The organism is Citrobacter sp. RHBSTW-01013 (assembly GCF_013781985.1).
In the GTDB taxonomy this organism is placed as follows: domain Bacteria; phylum Pseudomonadota; class Gammaproteobacteria; order Enterobacterales; family Enterobacteriaceae; genus Citrobacter; species Citrobacter braakii.
This window is the reverse complement of the sequence record NZ_CP056185.1, coordinates 1,058,272-1,075,529: the sequence shown is the minus strand read 5'-3', so window position 1 is coordinate 1,075,529 and position 17,258 is coordinate 1,058,272. Positions and strand designations below refer to the sequence as shown.

General features: G+C 53.0%; 13 protein-coding genes and 2 pseudogenes. 4 read left to right on the top strand and 11 right to left on the bottom strand.

What is annotated here, in order from left to right; genetic code table 11:
- Window positions 1-38 precede the first annotated feature (38 nt).
- From cysH to cysJ, 3 genes are read right to left on the bottom strand one after another with little or no spacing between them, the layout of a single operon-like run.
- Window positions 39-773 carry a phosphoadenosine phosphosulfate reductase gene (cysH, locus tag HV350_RS05200; RefSeq protein WP_181629932.1) on the bottom strand — a complete coding sequence of 245 codons (735 nt, stop codon included), beginning with the start codon at window positions 771-773 and terminating at the stop codon, window positions 39-41.
- A gap of 15 nt (window positions 774-788) precedes the next feature.
- Complete coding sequence (cysI, locus tag HV350_RS05195) at window positions 789-2,501, bottom strand: assimilatory sulfite reductase (NADPH) hemoprotein subunit (protein ID WP_046274900.1); 1,713 nt, start codon at window positions 2,499-2,501, stop codon at window positions 789-791.
- Window positions 2,501-4,300 carry an NADPH-dependent assimilatory sulfite reductase flavoprotein subunit gene (gene cysJ, locus HV350_RS05190; RefSeq protein ID WP_181629930.1) on the bottom strand — a complete coding sequence of 600 codons (1,800 nt, stop codon included), beginning with the start codon at window positions 4,298-4,300 and terminating at the stop codon, window positions 2,501-2,503. Before cysJ ends, cysI begins: the two co-directional genes overlap by 1 nt.
- Window positions 4,301-4,605: 305 nt before the next feature.
- On the opposite strand from cysJ, the gene queD reads away from it, so the two are divergent.
- The 3 genes and pseudogenes from queD to HV350_RS26595 all read left to right on the top strand — a co-directional run.
- On the top strand, window positions 4,606-4,968 hold the full coding sequence (gene queD / locus HV350_RS05185; protein ID WP_016154218.1) for a 6-carboxytetrahydropterin synthase QueD: 363 nt from the start codon (window positions 4,606-4,608) through the stop codon (window positions 4,966-4,968).
- Between the two features lie 81 nt (window positions 4,969-5,049).
- Window positions 5,050-5,118, top strand: a pseudogene (locus HV350_RS05180) (carbohydrate kinase); the annotation flags it as partial.
- Window positions 5,119-5,223: 105 nt separating this feature from the next.
- Window positions 5,224-5,349 (top strand): annotated as a pseudogene (locus tag HV350_RS26595) (hypothetical protein); the annotation flags it as partial.
- Window positions 5,350-5,401: 52 nt separating this feature from the next.
- Here the strand turns inward: HV350_RS26595 and queE are convergent.
- The 3 genes from queE to HV350_RS05165 all read right to left on the bottom strand — a co-directional run bounded on the left by queE (window position 5,402) and on the right by HV350_RS05165 (window position 8,390).
- Window positions 5,402-6,073 (bottom strand): 7-carboxy-7-deazaguanine synthase QueE, encoded by a 672-nt coding sequence (queE, locus tag HV350_RS05175; RefSeq protein WP_016154229.1) that lies wholly within the window; start codon window positions 6,071-6,073, stop codon window positions 5,402-5,404.
- Window positions 6,074-6,144: 71 nt separating this feature from the next.
- Complete coding sequence (locus HV350_RS05170; RefSeq protein WP_101700177.1) at window positions 6,145-6,834, bottom strand: N-acetylmannosamine-6-phosphate 2-epimerase; 690 nt, start codon at window positions 6,832-6,834, stop codon at window positions 6,145-6,147.
- Window positions 6,834-8,390 carry a maltose/glucose-specific PTS transporter subunit IIC gene (locus HV350_RS05165; RefSeq protein ID WP_169329867.1) on the bottom strand — a complete coding sequence of 519 codons (1,557 nt, stop codon included), beginning with the start codon at window positions 8,388-8,390 and terminating at the stop codon, window positions 6,834-6,836. The genes HV350_RS05170 and HV350_RS05165 overlap by 1 nt, the downstream gene beginning before the upstream one ends.
- A 165-nt stretch (window positions 8,391-8,555) precedes the next feature.
- Between HV350_RS05165 and HV350_RS05160 the strand changes: the two genes are divergently transcribed.
- Complete coding sequence (locus HV350_RS05160; RefSeq protein ID WP_103928539.1) at window positions 8,556-9,380, top strand: MurR/RpiR family transcriptional regulator; 825 nt, start codon at window positions 8,556-8,558, stop codon at window positions 9,378-9,380.
- 55 nt (window positions 9,381-9,435) lie between these two features.
- Here HV350_RS05160 and eno read toward each other — a convergent pair whose 3' ends face one another.
- From eno to rlmD, 5 genes are all read right to left on the bottom strand, one after another.
- Entirely contained in the window at window positions 9,436-10,734 is a 1,299-nt protein-coding gene (gene eno / locus HV350_RS05155) for a phosphopyruvate hydratase (RefSeq protein WP_003034129.1), read from the bottom strand.
- 87 nt (window positions 10,735-10,821) lie between these two features.
- On the bottom strand, window positions 10,822-12,459 hold the full coding sequence (pyrG, locus tag HV350_RS05150; protein ID WP_016154233.1) for a CTP synthase (glutamine hydrolyzing): 1,638 nt from the start codon (window positions 12,457-12,459) through the stop codon (window positions 10,822-10,824).
- 224 nt (window positions 12,460-12,683) lie between these two features.
- The gene (mazG, locus tag HV350_RS05145; RefSeq protein WP_016154234.1) at window positions 12,684-13,475 is read right to left on the bottom strand and encodes a nucleoside triphosphate pyrophosphohydrolase; all 792 of its coding nucleotides are present in this window, start codon (window positions 13,473-13,475) and stop codon (window positions 12,684-12,686) included.
- A gap of 130 nt (window positions 13,476-13,605) precedes the next feature.
- The gene (gene relA / locus HV350_RS05140) at window positions 13,606-15,840 is read right to left on the bottom strand and encodes a GTP diphosphokinase (protein ID WP_016154235.1); all 2,235 of its coding nucleotides are present in this window, start codon (window positions 15,838-15,840) and stop codon (window positions 13,606-13,608) included.
- A gap of 100 nt (window positions 15,841-15,940) precedes the next feature.
- A complete protein-coding gene (gene rlmD, locus HV350_RS05135; protein ID WP_016157350.1) occupies window positions 15,941-17,239 on the bottom strand; it encodes a 23S rRNA (uracil(1939)-C(5))-methyltransferase RlmD in 1,299 nt (432 codons plus the stop codon).
- Window positions 17,240-17,258 lie beyond the last annotated feature (19 nt).

Below are 17,258 nucleotides of genomic sequence, written 5' to 3'. Positions count from 1 at the left end.
GAAATATTTCCCTCTATTTTCCGGTGCTGATGAGACGATCACCCTTCGTGCAATCCGCACTCGCGCTTCAATCCGAAGAACCGCGTCTCTTCTTCCGCCATACCCGGCTCCCATTTGCGGGTGGTATGGGTATCACCAACTGACAGATAGCCCTGATCCCACAGTGGATGGTATTTCAGGCCGTGCTTTTGCAGGTACTGGTAAACGGTACGGTTGTCCCAGTCGATGATCGGCAGCACTTTAAACACGCCGCGCTGGATAGCCAGCACCGGCAAATGCGCCCGGCTGCCCGACTGCTCGCGGCGCAGACCGGCAAACCAGGTTTGCGCATTGAGTTCTTTAAGCGCGCGGTTCATCGGCTCGACTTTGTTGATCTCATTGTATTTCTCAATGCCTTCAACGCCCTGCTCCCACAGTTTGCCGTAGCGCGCTTCCTGCCAGGCCGCGCTCTCCTTCGCCCGGTAGACTTGCAGATTAAGCTTGAGCTTGTCTGTTAACTCATCAATAAACTGGTAGGTTTCCGGGAACAAATAGCCCGTATCGGTGAGGATCACCGGGATATCCGGGTGAATCTGATTCACCAGGTGCAGGCTTACTGCCGCCTGGATACCAAAGCTTGATGACAGTACATATTCACCAGGCAGGTTTTCCAGCGCCCACGCCACGCGCCCTTCGGCGTCCAGCTTTTCGAGCTGTGCGTTGGTTTCCGCCAGCGCCAGAATGCGGTCGACTTTTGGCAGGTCATTAAGGGCGTTTAGATCGAGTACGGTCATAATTACCTCTCGTGGTTATTCCCAGAAATCCCGGGCGGGATCGAGCACCGGGCGAATGATGCCCGCACGCACCGTAAAATCACCGAAGCCTTCACCCGCTTCGCGCTCTTTCGCCCAGCGCCCAACCAGTTCGTCAACGGAGTCGAGAATTTCCGATTCCGTAATATTTTCGCGATACATACGCGGAATGCGCGTGCCCATGCGGTTACCGCCAAGGTGTACGTTGTAGCGCCCCGGGGCTTTACCCACCAGGCCCAGTTCCGCCAGCATCGCGCGGCCGCAGCCGTTCGGGCAGCCTGTAACGCGCATCACGATATGCTCGTCAGGAATGCCGTGTTTTTCGAGAATAGCTTCCACTTTATCAGTGAACGATGGCAGGAAACGTTCGGCCTCCGCCATCGCCAGCGGACAGGTCGGGAACGACACGCAGGCCATCGAGTTTTCACGCTGCGGCTTCACCGCATTCATCAATCCGTGATCGCGCGCCAGCTTCTCGATCTTCGCTTTTTGGCTTTCCGGCACACCAGCAATGATCAGGTTCTGGTTGGCGGTGATGCGGAAATCCCCTTTGTGGATCTTCGCGATCTCCAGCAGGCCGGTTTTCAGCGGACGGCCCGGATAATCCAGGATACGGCCGTTTTCAATAAACAGCGTCAGGTGCCAGTTATTGTCGATCCCTTTCACCCAACCAATACGATCGCCGCGACCGGTGAACTCGTACGGGCGGATCGGCTCAAATTTAATACCCGCACGACGCTCCACTTCCTTTTTGAACGTGTCGATACCAACGCGTTCAAGCGTGTATTTAGTTTTGGCGTTTTTACGATCGGTACGATTACCCCAGTCGCGCTGCGTTGTCACCACAGCTTCTGCTACCGCCAGGGTGTGCTCCAGCGGCAGATAGCCGAACTCGCTCGCGGTGCGGGCGTAGGTTTTCTTATTGCCGTGCTCAATCGACAAACCACCGCCGACCAACAGGTTAAAGCCCACCAGCTTGCCGTTTTCGGCAATCGCCACGAAGTTCATATCGTTGGCGTGCAGATCGATGTCGTTCTGCGGTGGGATTACGACCGTGGTTTTAAACTTACGCGGCAGATAGGTTTGACCGAGGATCGGCTCTTCGTCGGTGGTCGCTACCTTCTCCTGATCCAGCCAAATTTCTGCATAGGCGCGAGTACGCGGCAGCAGATGTTCGGAGATCTTCTTCGCCCATTCATAGGCTTGGGCGTGCAGCTCAGACTCGTACGGGTTAGAAGTACACAGAACGTTACGGTTCATGTCGTTGGCGGTCGCCAGCGCGTCCAGCCCGACCGAATGCAGCATCTGGTGTACCGGCTTAACGTTCTTCTTCAGAATGCCGTGAAACTGGAAGGTCTGACGGTTGGTCAGACGAATGCTGCCGTAAATCGTGTTGTCATGGGCGAACGTGTCGATCGCCTGCCACTGTTTGGTGGTGATCACCCCACCCGGCAGACGGCAGCGCAGCAGCATCGCATGACGCGGCTCCAGCTTTTGCTCGGCTCGTTCGGCGCGGATATCGCGGTCATCCTGTTGGTACATTCCGTGAAAACGGATCAGCAGGAAGTTGTCGCCTTTGAAGCCGCCGGTCAGGCCGTCGTTTAAATCTTCGGCAATCGTACCGCGCAGATAGTTGCTTTCCAGCTTCATACGCTCAGCGTCGGACAGCTTGCCTTCGACCACCAATGGTCCTGGGTATTTTTCGCTCATTAGTAGACATCTCGCTGATAACGGCGCTCAATGCGCAGCTCACTTAAAAATTCATCCGCCGCTTCGATATCCATAGAACCGAATTCGGCAATCACTTCCAACAAAGCCTGCTCAACGTCTTTCGCCATGCGATTGGCGTCGCCGCAGACATAAATGTGGGCACCGTCGTTTATCCAGCGCCACAGTTCCGCACCTTGTTGGCGCAGTTTATCTTGTACGTAGACTTTTTCTTTTTGATCGCGCGACCAGGCGAGATCGATGCGGCTCAGTACGCCCTCTTTGACGTAACGCTGCCATTCCACCTGGTACAGGAAATCTTCGGTAAAGTGTGGGTTGCCAAAAAACAGCCAGTTTTTGCCTTCGGCTCCGTCAGCCGCACGCTGCTGCATGAATGCACGGAACGGCGCAATCCCCGTGCCCGGTCCAATCATAATCACCGGTGTCTGCGGGTTAGCCGGCAGGCGGAAGTTATCGTTGTGTTCGATGAACACGCGCACTTCGCCCTCTTCTTCCACGCGATCGGCGAGGAAACTGGACGCACCACCAGCACGGGCCCGACCTTCAATGTCATAACGCACCACGCCCACGGTGACGTGCACTTCGCTTTCCACTTCCGCCTGGGAAGAGGCAATAGAATACAAACGCGGCGTCAGCGGGCGCAGAAGATCAACCAACGTTTGGGCGTCCAGTTGCGCCGGAGAGAAGCGCACCATATCGACGATTGGCGTGGTTGCGGCGTAATGCTGCAATTGCGCTTTGTCGCCCACCAGCGGCAGCAGAGAGTCGCTACGGGTTAAAGTGGCATAGCTCTCGACGATATTGCCGGTGTTAACCGTCAGCTCGAAATGCCACTGCAGCGCTTCGATGAGCGACAGGGTTTTGCCGTCAACCGTGACCGGCTCATCTCCTTTCAGCCACAGCAATTCAACCAGCTCTTTGACCAGCTCAGGATCGTTCTGATACCAGACTCCTAAGGCATCGCCCGGCTGGTAGCGCAGGCCGGAATCGCCGAGATCGATTTCAATATGGCGCACATCTTTTTCCGAGTCGCGACCAGTGATTTTCTGATTCACCGCAAGCGACGCCGTCAGCGGCGCTTCTTTGGTGTACGGGCTGGTGTGTACTTCGTTTACCGCACCGCTCGCAGCAACTTGCACAGACGATGCCGCAGGCGCACGCGCTTTCAGGACATCAACCAGACGGACACGCCATTCGGCTGCTGCGCCCTGGTATTCGACGTCGGCATCTACGCGGTCAAGCAAACGTTCTCCGCCCAGCTCGGCCAGTTTTGCATCGAAGTCTTTTCCTGACTGACAGAAAAACTCGTAAGAAGTGTCACCAAGACCAAACACGGCAAAAGCGGTGTTATCGAGCTTCGGCGCTTTTTTCGAGAACAGGAATTTATGCAACGCTACGGCTTCTTCCGCCGGTTCACCTTCCCCTTGCGTCGACGCCACTACGATCAGCAATTTCTCATTGGCGATTTGTTTGAATTTATAGTCGCCAGCATTGATGAGAGTGACGTTGAGCTTTGCAGCGATCAGATCATCGCGCAGAGCTTCCGCCACACGACGCGCATTACCGGTTTGCGAGGCGGAGATAAGCGTAATGCCAGGCATTTCAGCAGCAGGCGCAGGAGTCGTCGCATTGCTGCCTGGCTGCTGATTCAGCACGCCCCAAAAATAGCCAGAAACCCACGCAAGCTGTGCGGGAGTGAAATCGGTCGTGGCCGCCTGAAGGCGTGCCAGTTGCTCCGGTTTTAGCGGTAGCAGAGCGGAAGGTGGGGCCTGTGTCGTCATGCGTTGTCATGTTCCAGTAAGCAAAGCGGATTTCAGCAATAAAACCCAAACTGAAGATAAGGTTAACGGCGGGGATAGTAACAATTAAAGAAGGGATAGAAATAACAAATAACCAAATGAACTAACCTGTTTTAGTTATAGTTATTAACAGCAAAACAGATTGGATAACCATATGATATATCAATAATTATTAAATATTACCATCATGAATAGGTCGTTCTGATACTCAGCGCCCTTTTAACTAATGATAAAATTCGCTCTTTACGGTACCCTACGGCGGTTTTTCGCATTCTTGAGAGTAAAAAATGTCCACCACCTTGTTTAAAGATTTCACCTTCGAAGCCGCTCACCGCCTGCCGCATGTACCGGAAGGGCATAAGTGTGGCCGCCTGCATGGTCACTCATTTATGGTGCGTCTTGAAATTACCGGTGAAGTCGATCCGCATACCGGTTGGATCATGGATTTTTCTGAGTTAAAAGCCGCGTTTAAGCCAACTTACAACAGACTCGATCACTACTATCTGAACGATATTCCTGGCTTAGAAAACCCAACCAGTGAAGTACTGGCCAAATGGATTTGGGATCAGGTTAAACCGGTTGTCCCTCTGCTGAGTGCCGTAATGGTGAAAGAGACCTGCACAGCAGGCTGCGTGTATCGCGGGGAATGATTGTATCGTCTGTGGCGACGGTCAATTTTCCTTAACTAACACTCTGTTAGGGTTATGTGCTCTGGATATCTGGAGCACAACATGTCTGACGATTTCGATATTATTATTATCGGTGCAGGGATAGCGGGCACCGCTTGTGCTTTACGCTGCGTGCCCGCTATGTGGTACTGGCGGAAGGGGCAACAACCTGCTGGCCGAGCGTTATGGATTCCTGCCTCGTCCCTCGACAACCGCAATGGCATTAAAGAGACTTTGGCGCTGGATAAAGGGATTTTCCGCGATTTAACCCAGCACACCGATGTGATCCTGAAAAAGTCGTATGAAGTACTGCACGGCGGCCTGAATAACGTCAATTCGATTCAGAGCTGGTCTAACGCATAAGGTTATCCGGCCTGCATGTAGCACTCAATGCAGGCCGATAAACCCATTATCATCAGGCAATATTCAGATATTTATGGGTCTGCATCGACAGACGCCAGTTACGCGCAATACAGGTATCAATACACAAACGCGTGGCATCTTCTTTCTGGCTGATTGGCTGTAAGGCGATGATACGCGGTTTGTCGTCGCTCAACGTAGCCAGCAGTTCATCCAGCGCTTCAATATCGCGAACGCGACCAACCGGATGTTTGATTTCATTCGCACGCTCCAGCGCCTGCGACAGCACATCATAACCGCCGCGCATATTCACCTTCGGCGATACGGTCACCCAGGTATTCGGCGTACAGCGCACTTCGTGGGTACCGCTAGTTTCAATCTGGCAGCTAAAGCCGTTCTTTTCCAGCAGGTCTGTTAGCGGCATCAGGTCGTGAATGCAGGGCTCGCCACCGGTTATCACCACGTGACGGGCGGTATAGCCCTGACGCACAATGACCGCCAGCAGATCCTCGCTGCTCGCCGCGCCCCATTTATCGCTCTCTTTGGTCTTAGCCAGGATGCTGTACAGGGAAACTTCCCGATCCTCAAGCTTATCCCAGGTGTGTTTGGTATCGCACCAGGCACAGCCAACCGGGCATCCCTGTAAACGAATAAAAATGGCGGGGACGCCGGTAAAGTAACCCTCACCTTGCAGGGTCTGGAACATCTCGTTAATCGGGTACTGCATAGCGCTCTCAATATGGGGATAAACGATAATTATCGCAGATCCCCGCCAAAGTATCATGCCCCATCGATGCTTTACGCGGCGATCGCCGCGGCAAAGCGTGCCGTAATCTGCTGCGGACGCGTGATAGCCCCTCCAACCACCACGGTATGGGCACCTAATGCCAGGCAACGTGCAGCACGTTCCGGGGTATCGACGTTTCCTTCCGCCACGACCGGTATGCTGACCGCAGCCAACACCTCACGTAAAAAACTGCAGTCGTTTTCCGCCAGCACATGCCCGACAGTGTCAGCGGTATAGCCGTAGAGCGTAGTGCCCACGCAGTCAAACCCCAGACGCTCGGCGGTCACCGCCTCGTCTACAGTGGCGATATCCGCCATCAGCAGTACGGACGGGTAGCGAGCGTGGACCTGTGCGACCAGTTCTTCCAGCGTTTGCCCACCAGGGCGCGGGCGCGCTGTCGCGTCCAGAGCAATAATTTCCGGCTCAACGGTCATCAACTCATCCACTTCCTGCAAGGTGGCCGTGATAAACACATCACTACCCGGATAATCGCGCTTGATAATCCCAATCACCGGCAGTGAGACGATCTCTTTGATAGCGCGAATATCCACCACGCTGTTCGCACGGATACCTACCGCACCGCCCTGTGCTGCCGCCAACGCCATACGCGACATAATAAATGGACTGTGCAGAGGCTCATTTTCCAGCGCCTGACAGGAGACGATTAATTTACCTTTCAGGCAATCCAGTACAGTTTTCATTACGATAAGATCTCTTCGACTTCGTTTTTAATGATGGTGACATGCGGGCCATAAATCACCTGAACACCTTTACCGCGAATAATAACGCCACGTGCTCCGGTCGCTTTCAGCGCCGCTTCATCTACCTTGCTGCTCTCTTTCACCGTCACGCGTAAGCGTGTGGCGCAACAGTCCACCTCTTCCAGATTCTCTTTGCCTCCCAGCCCAGAGATGACTGCCGCTGCGCGTTCACTTTGAGGCAGACCGGATTCAATTGGGGTTACGTTTTCACGCCCAGGTGTCAGCCAGCCAAAGCGGTTAATCAAATAGCGGAAGGTAAAGTAGTAAAGGAAGAACCACGGTATCCCCACCATGGGAACGTACATCCAGTTGGTTTTAGCTTCCCCTTGTAAGACGCCGAAGAGGAGGAAATCGATAAGCCCACCCGAAAAAGTTTGCCCAATAGTGATATGTAAAATATGAGACATCATAAACGCCAGGCCATCGAAGAAGGCGTGAATGACATATAACACGGGAGCCACAAAGAGGAAGGAGAACTCGATAGGCTCAGTGATCCCCGTCAGGAAAGAGGTCAGGGCTGCCGACAACAGCAGGCCGGCGACAAGCTTTCTGTTCTCCGGCTTGGCAGTGTGGTACATCGCCAGGCATGCGCCAAGCAGGCCAAACATCATGGTAATGAATCGCCCGGACATAAAGCGCGAGGTGCCCGCATAGAACTGCTGCGTATTCGGATCGGCAAGTTGGGCAAAGAAAATCCGCTGCGTACCTTCAACCAACTGGCCGTTGACGATTTCGCTACCGCCAAGCGCCGTCGTCCAGAACGGCAAATAAAAGATATGGTGTAAACCCAGTGGGCCAAGCATACGCAGGATGAAGCCGTACAACAGTGTCCCCAGATAACCCGTCGCATCCACCAGACCACCCAGCCCAAAAATGAGTTTCTGGAAATGCGGCCAAACCACTGTCATGACAGCCCCCACAACAATCGCGGCAAGGGAGCTAATAATCGGTACAAAGCGCGAACCGCTGAAGAAACCAAGGAACTGAGGTAGTGAGACTTTATTGAAACGGCTATGCAGCGCGCAGGTGACAAGACCAATAACCACCCCACCAAACACGCCCGTTTCCAGCGTCTGAATACCCAGCGTCATCCCCTGGCCAACGGCACCCGGGTTCTCGTGCGCCAGTGTCCCGTTGAGGGTCAATAAGGCATTGATAGTGGCATTCATCACCAAAAATGCCAGCAATGCCGCCAGCCCGGCGGTACCTTTATCCGTTTTCGCCAGTCCTACAGCGACACCCACTGCGAACAACACCGAAAGATTGGCAAACACAATAGAACCGGCGCTGGTCATGATTGTGAAGATTGCCTGCAACCAGTCGACATCCAAAAACGGATAAGCCGTCAATGTGTTTGGATTCGACAGTGCGCCGCCAATCCCTAACAACAGTCCCGCGGCGGGCAATACCGCAATCGGCAGCATGAAGGATTTGCCGAAGCGCTGCGCTTTTTCAAACCATGCACCCGATGAGGCGCCGCTAAACATTTGCATCATTTTTTCATCTCCCCGACTAGTGATGAAAATTTTTACCATAATTATTTTTATAAATGAAAATTATCATCAAAAACCAGGAAGCCGATCATACTTTTTTAAAATGACTGGCATCTCTCCCCTGCTTTCCGCCACACTATCAGCAGAGAAACGCATTAAGGATTTTGCATGTCAGAAAATGAAAACCTGCTGCTGAGATTGCGCCAGAGCGTTGACGGATATAGCCGAACACAACAGAAGCTGGGAGAGTTTGTGCTAAGCGATCCGGCAAAAGTTGTCTACCTGACGATTACCGAACTGGCGCGTGAAAGCGACACCAGCGAAGCTAGCGTCACACGGCTGTGCCGTACGCTGGGGTGTAAGGGCTATAACGAGTTCAAAATGGCGCTGGCACTCGATCTCCAGCAAGAACAGCCGGTAGAGCACAGCGGGGATGAAATTGACAATGTGGTCAATGAATCCGTGCAAGCACTGCAGGACACCGCAAAATTACTCGACAGAGCATTACTTGAAGCAGCCGCTCTTGCGCTGCATCAGGCGCAGTCGGTACAGATTTATGGCGTAGCGGCCAGCGCCATTCTGGGGGAGTATTTACATTACAAACTCCTGCGCTTGGGCAAACCCGCACAATTGTTCAGCGATATGCATCGCGCAGCCATGAACGCCACAACGCTAAGCAAAGACACGATCGTGGTGGCGATTTCCAGCTCAGGCTCCACGCGCGATCTGCTGCATGTCGTTAAACTGGCGCGTAAGCAAGGCGCGCGCGTACTGGCGTTAAGTAATACGCCGCGCAGTCCGTTGGCTTCGCTGAGTGATATTCAACTGGTCGCAGCCAAACCAGAAGGTCCGTTGAGTGCTGGTGCGCTAAACGCCAAGGTGGGAGTGATGCTGTTGGTAGAACTGCTCACCACGTCACTGATTGCGCTGGATGAAAAGTACAGTGATGTGAGCCAGAAAACCGCCAGTGCGACCTTACCGCTACTGCTTTAGCGGCATAAAAAAACCCGCCGCAGCGGGTTTTTACGTTAAGAGTTAAAGAACAGGATTACGCCTGACCTTTGATCTCTTTACGACCGTTGTACGGCGCTTGTTCACCCAGAGCTTCTTCGATACGAATCAGCTGGTTGTACTTAGCAACGCGGTCAGAACGGCTCATAGAACCGGTTTTGATCTGGCCTGCAGCGGTACCAACAGCCAGGTCAGCGATGGTAGCGTCTTCAGTTTCGCCAGAACGGTGAGAGATGACAGCGGTGTAGCCAGCGTCTTTCGCCATTTTGATCGCAGCCAGAGTTTCGGTCAGAGAACCGATCTGGTTGAATTTGATCAGGATGGAGTTAACGATGCCTTTTTCGATGCCTTCTTTCAGGATCTTGGTGTTGGTTACGAACAGATCGTCACCAACCAGCTGGATTTTGTCGCCCAGAACTTTAGTCTGGTATGCGAAACCGTCCCAGTCAGACTCGTCCAGACCATCTTCGATGGACACGATCGGGTACTGTTTGGTCAGTTCTTCCAGGAAGTGAGTGAATTCTTCGGAGGTGAATGCTTTGTTGCCTTCGCCAGCCAGAACGTATTTACCGTCTTTGTAGAATTCAGAAGCTGCACAGTCCATCGCCAGGGTGATGTCTTTGCCCAGCTCGTAGCCAGCTGCTTTAACCGCTTCAGCGATTACAGCCAGAGCTTCAGCGTTGGAACCCAGGTTCGGCGCGTAGCCGCCTTCGTCACCCACTGCAGTGTTCATACCTTTAGCTTTCAGAACTTTAGCCAGGTTATGGAACACTTCAGAACCCATACGTACGGCTTCTTTCAGGGTTTTAGCGCCAACCGGCTGAATCATGAACTCCTGGATGTCAACGTTGTTGTCAGCGTGCTCACCACCGTTGATGATGTTCATCATCGGAACCGGCATGGAGTATTTGCCCGGAGTACCGTTCAGTTCAGCGATGTGTGCATACAGCGGCAGGCCTTTAGCAGCAGCTGCTGCTTTGGCGTTCGCCAGGGACACAGCCAGGATGGCGTTTGCACCGAAGTTGGATTTGTTTTCAGTACCGTCCAGATCGATCATGATCTTGTCGATGCCAGCCTGATCTTTAGCATCTTTACCCAGCAGAGCCTGAGCAATTGGGCCGTTAACAGCTGCAACAGCTTTCAGTACGCCTTTACCCATGAAACGGGATTTGTCGCCGTCGCGCAGTTCCAGTGCTTCGCGGGAACCAGTAGAAGCACCTGACGGAGCTGCTGCCATACCAACGAAACCACCTTCCAGGTGTACTTCGGCTTCAACAGTCGGGTTACCACGGGAGTCGATGATTTCACGACCGATGATTTTAACGATTTTGGACATTAGATTTTCCTCAGTACAAGTTAAACTAAAACTCCAGACAAACAATGCACCCGGATGGGTGCATTGCCGTTCTAACTTTTTTACTTCTTACTTCGCCTGACGCTTCTGATGTTCACTGGCGGCTTTCACAAAGCCGGCAAACAGCGGGTGCCCATCACGTGGCGTGGAAGTAAATTCCGGGTGGAACTGACAGGCCACGAACCACGGATGATTCGGTACCTCAATGATCTCGACCAACTGATCATCACCGGAACGGCCTGCAATACGCAGACCCGCAGCTTCAATCTGTTTCAACAGCATATTGTTGACTTCGTAACGGTGGCGATGGCGTTCAACAATTGTCGGCGCGCCGTACAGCTGACGAACCAGGCTATCGTCGCTCAACTGACACTGCTGGGCGCCAAGGCGCATTGTGCCGCCCAGATCGCTCTTCTCGGTACGGACTTCAACGTTGCCGTCTTCATCGCGCCATTCGGTAATCAGGGCCACCACCGGGTACTTACAGTCTGGCACAAATTCCGTGGAGTTGGCGTTATCCATACCCACTACGTTACGTGCAAACTCAATCAACGCAACCTGCATACCCAGGCAAATACCCAGATAAGGAACATTGTTTTCACGCGCAAAGCGCGCTGTCGCGATCTTACCTTCAACACCACGGTAGCCGAAGCCGCCAGGGATCAGGATTGCATCAAGACCTTTCAGGATCTCAACGCCGCGCGTTTCGACATCTTGCGAATCAATCAGCTTAATGTTGACGGTGACACGATTCTTCAGACCACCGTGCTTCAATGCTTCGATAACTGACTTATAGGCATCCGGCAGTTCAATATACTTGCCAACCATACCGATAGTCACTTCGCCTGCCGGATTCGCTTCTTCGTAGATAACCTGTTCCCATTCTGACAGATTAGCTTCCGGACAGTTCAAGCTGAATCGTTTACAAATATAATCGTCAAGGCCCTGGGATTTCAACAGGCCTGGAATTTTATAGATGGAATCGACATCTTTCATTGAAATAACGGCTTTTTCTGGCACGTTACAGAACAATGCAATTTTTGCACGTTCGTTGGCCGGAACCGCGCGATCGGAACGACAGATCAGAATGTCAGGCTGGATACCGATAGACAGCAACTCTTTTACCGAGTGCTGAGTCGGTTTAGTTTTGACTTCACCGGCAGCGGCCAGGTAAGGAACCAGAGTCAGGTGCATAAACAGCGCGTGTTCACGACCGATATCTACCGCTAATTGGCGAATCGCTTCCAGGAATGGCAGGGATTCGATATCACCGACCGTACCGCCGATTTCAACCAGAACGACGTCATGACCTTCGCCACCGGCAAGGACACGCTCTTTAATCGCGTTGGTGATGTGCGGGATAACCTGTACGGTTGCACCCAGATAGTCGCCACGGCGCTCTTTGCGCAGGACATCGGAGTAAATTCGACCGGTAGTGAAGTTATTGCGGCGAGTCATTTTGGTACGAATGAAACGCTCATAGTGACCCAGGTCCAGGTCGGTTTCAGCGCCGTCTTCAGTAACGAACACTTCCCCGTGTTGGATTGGACTCATAGTACCTGGATCGACGTTGATATACGGATCCAGTTTCATCATGGTCACGTTGAGGCCACGAGCCTCAAGAATGGCTGCCAGGGAGGCTGCGGCAATGCCTTTACCCAGAGAGGATACGACCCCGCCGGTCACAAAAATATAGTTCGTTGTCATGCTGGACCTGAGAAGTTAGGGTGAAACGATGGAATTACCAAGACGGGAAAGTAGTATACCCGAACATGACGAGCGCCACAAACTTTCATTATTCCTCCTCTTCACCAGGCTCACATAAACATCGGGAGTGAGAAAATAGCCCCTTTGGGGTAAATGTTTTTGACGTAAATCAAGCGCTTGTTATTTAAAAAATCACACAAATCGCCCTTGACCGACGAAATCCCTTAGAGATCAATTTCCTGCCGTTTTACCTGTTGCCAGACTTCTTCCATAGTTTCCAGATCAACACCAGTCATTTCCAGACCCCGGGCCGCTACAATTCGCTCAACCTCACGAAAACGGCGCTCAAATTTCTCGTTCGCTTTTTGCAATGCGGTCTCTGCTTTAGTGCCCAAATGCCGAGCCATATTGACCGTCGCAAACAGCAGGTCGCCCATTTCCTCCTCCAGTTTAGCCTGGTCGACAACAGCCTGCTTCGCCTCAAACATGACTTCATCGATCTCTTCGTAAACCTTGTCGACAACCGGTCCCAATGTTTTCCAGTCGAAGCCAACATTAGAGCAGCGTTTCTGGATTTTTTGGGCGCGCATTAACGCCGGTAAACTACGGGGAATATCGTCGAGTGCGGAATGCTGCGCCTTCTGGGCGCGTTCTTCGCTTTTGATTTGCTCCCAGCGGGTCAACACCTCTGTGCTGTTACTGGCAGAAACATCTGCAAAAACATGTGGGTGGCGACGCTCAAGCTTATCGCTGATGGCGGCGCAAATATCATTGAAATCGAAACGTCCTTCTTCCTGCGCCATCTGGGCGTAAAACACCACCTGGAACAGCAAGTCACCCAGCTCTCCACGCAGGTCGTCGAAGTCTTCCCGCGCAATTGCGTCCAGCACTTCATAGGTTTCTTCGAGGGTGTAAGGGGCAATAGTGGCGAATGTCTGCTCTTTATCCCAGGGACAACCGTTTTCCGGGTCGCGCAGGCGCTGCATAATACCGAGCAGTCGGTCGATTTGGTTCATTGGAATATCCTGAAATTTCAATACGCGAGGCCAGATAAGACGACAGCCGATATCCGGCAACATGGCAATGCCTGATGGCAACGCTAACGCGCCTCACCAGGCATGCAAACTTATCTGGCCTATTAAATAATTAATTACCGTGCAGACGACGTGCGTCGATCACATCCGGCACCTGGTTCAGCTTGCCAAGCACGCGCCCGAGCACCTGCAGGTTATAGATTTCGATGGTCATATCGATGGTAGCCAGCTGCTGTTTGGTATCACTCCGGCTGGCAACCCCCAGCACGTTCACCTTCTCGTTGGCAAGAATCGTGGTGATATCACGTAATAAGCCGCTGCGATCGTTAGCCTGGACGCGAACCACCAGCGAATATCCTGCCGAGTAGCTTTCGCCCCAAACCGCATCAACAATACGTTCCGGCGCATGGGAGCGCAGCTCGGTCAGCTGTTCGCAATCCGCCCGGTGCACGGAAATACCGCGGCCCTGAGTGATAAACCCGACAATTTCATCGCCTGGAATCGGCTGGCAACAGCGCGCGATGTGGTGCATCAGGTTACCCACCCCTTCCACCACCACGCGACCATCGTCTTTACGGCGACTCTGCGGCGCCTGCGTTTTCTGCTGAAGCTGTTTCAGCGCGGCGGCATCCTGTTCGGCTGCGCTTGGCTTATTAAACTGCGCCTGCAGGAAGTTCACCATCTGGTTGAGGCGAATGTCCCCCCCACCAATCGCCGCCAGCAGCTCATCCAGCTCATTGAAGCTGTAGCGCGGCAGCAGGTGCTTTTCCGCTTCTTTCAGGCTAATGCCTAAATGCGCCAGCTCATCGTCGAGGATCTGGCGGCCAGCAAGGATGTTTTTGTCGCGGTCCTGTTTACGGAACCAGGCGTGGATCTTCGAACGCCCCCGACTGGTGGTGACATAGCCGAGGTTAGGGTTCAACCAGTCGCGGCTTGGGTTGGGCTGTTTCTGGGTGATAATTTCAATTTGATCGCCCATCTGCAGCTGGTAGGTAAACGGTACGATGCGCCCGCCAATTTTCGCGCCAATGCAACGGTGCCCCACATCACTGTGAATATGATAAGCAAAATCGAGCGGTGTGGAGCCCGCAGGTAAGTCCACAACGTCGCCTTTTGGCGTAAAGACGTACACTCGGTCATCAAAGACCTGGCTACGGACTTCATCCAGCATTTCGCCAGAGTCCGCCATCTCTTCCTGCCAGGCGATCAGCTTACGCAGCCATGCAATACGATCTTCATGACCAGAACGCGCTACGCCTGAAGCGGTGCCCTCTTTGTACTTCCAGTGTGCCGCAACGCCCAGTTCGGCATCTTCGTGCATCTGTTTCGTACGGATCTGAATTTCAATGGTTTTCCCGCCCGGTCCCAGCACAACCGTATGAATTGACTGATAGCCGTTGGGTTTCGGGTTAGCGACATAGTCATCGAACTCATCCGGCAGATGGCGATAGTGAGTATGCACTATCCCGAGCGCGGCATAGCAGTCCTGTAAACGCTCCGCCACGATACGCACCGCGCGCACGTCGAAAAGTTCATCGAAGGCCAGCTGCTTTTTCTGCATTTTGCGCCAGATGCTGTAGATATGTTTCGGACGTCCGTACACTTCGGCTTTGACGCCTTCCGTTTTCATCTCTGAGCGCAAATGACCGACGAACTCATCAATGTAATGCTCGCGATCGATGCGACGTTCGTGCAGCAACTTGGCAATACGTTTGTATTCAGCCGGGTGCAGGTAACGGAAGCAGTAATCTTCCAGTTCCCATTTTAATTGCCCGATACCCAAACGGTTGGCCAGCGGCGCATAGATATTGGTGCACTCTTTTGCCGCCAGAACGCGTTCATCTTCCGGTGCGTCCTTCACTTCACGCAGATGTGCAATCCGCTCCGCCAGCTTGATGACCACACAGCGGAAATCATCCACCATAGCCAGCAGCATGCGGCGAACGTTATCGACCTGTTCGGATGAGACTGAATCGGTATGAGTGGCCTTAAGCTGGCGTATTGCCGCCATATCCCGCACGCCGTGGATAAGATGAACAATGGATTTGCCCACGCTCTCGCGCAGGATGTCTTCACTGACCACGTTGGCATCTGCCAGAGGGAACAGCATTGCTGCGCGCAGCGTGTCGATATCCATGCTCAACATGGAGAGTATTTCTACCATCTCTACGCCACGCCACAGCAGCAGATCCGCATCCGGATGCCCCTGTGTCTGCTGCTGGCAGTACGCCCAGGTTTCGGCTAAGCGTTCACACGACTGCTGGCTGGAGATCCCCAGACTCGCGATCCATTTCTTTGGATCAAACTCACCAGCTTTATTTATATGTGCACTTCTTACCGCAACCATTGTCCTCTCCTTAAGGGGCCTGGCCTGTCGAAGTCGACAAGCCATACCCATTGTCTTTCACGCTGCATTACCACCCGAAATCCAATGGGTACAAAATTTATTACATACGCTCAAACAGGACCATTGATTCCAGGTGTCCAGTGTGCGGGAACATATCGAGCATCGCCAGTCGCCGTATGGCATATCCCGCGTTGAGCAAAGCGTCGCTGTCACGAGCCAGCGTTGCCGGGTTACAGGATACATAAACAACGCGTATAGGTTCTAATTTTATAATATGTTGCATCACACCTGCAGCCCCCGCACGCGCAGGATCGAGCAATACTTTGTCGAATCCGTTTTTCGCCCACGGCTGCCGGGTAACATCTTCCTCAAGGTTTTCATGAAAGAATGTCACATTGTGTAATCCGTTATTCAGCGCGTTTTCCCGGCCTTTTTCCACCAGCGCCGGTACCCCTTCCACCCCCACCACGTTTGCAGCCCGGGTTGCCAACGGCAGGGTAAAATTACCCATTCCACAGAACAGATCGAGAACGCGATCTTCAGGTTGCACATCCAGCCATTCGAGCGCACGGGCCACCATTTGTTGGTTTACCCCTTCATTGACCTGAATAAAATCACGCGGGCTGAAGGTTAACCGTAGTCCATTTGAGTCATACCAGGGCGACTCTTCTGATATTGATTCCAGTATCTCGCTTTGCGGGGCCAGAAACAAAGACAGCCCCTGAGAATGCGAAAAGCATTCCAGTTTTTCTTTATCCTGAACACTTAATGGCGCCGTGTGGCGCAAAATCATCAGGGTTCCGCTCCCCGCCTGCACCAGCTCGACATGGCCAAGATGGCGTAACCCTTGCAGACTTTCCAGACACGCCCGGATGTGGGGCAAGAGCGCTTCAAGCTGGGGCACCAAAATAGGGCATTGTTTGACATCGATAATGTCGCTGGATGCGGATTTGCGAAACCCCATCTGCAATTTTTGTTCTTTTGGCCGATAGTTCAGGCTCAACCTGGCGCGACGACGATAGCCCCACGGGGTATCAGCTATAACATCCGACACTTCACATTTCATTAAACGCGACAACGCCGCGCTTTTGCTACGCTGCTGCAACGAGATGCTGGCATGCTGCTGCTGGCAGCCGCCGCACACGCCAAAATGCGGGCAACGTGGCACTTCACGCTGCGGACTGTCGTTTAAACGTCGTTTTACTTGCGCACGGGCGAACTGTTTTTTATCTTCGGTAATCACCACCTCGGCGCTTTCCTGAGGTAGCAATTCCGGTATAAACAACGCCTTTCCGTTATGGCGAGCAACGCCCTGGCCGAAAGGATCAAGGTCATTGACGGTAACGGTTATGATCTGACGCGTCGTCACGCGTCGTTTTGCAGAGTAGAATTGCGCCATCGACGAGATATTTCTCTAT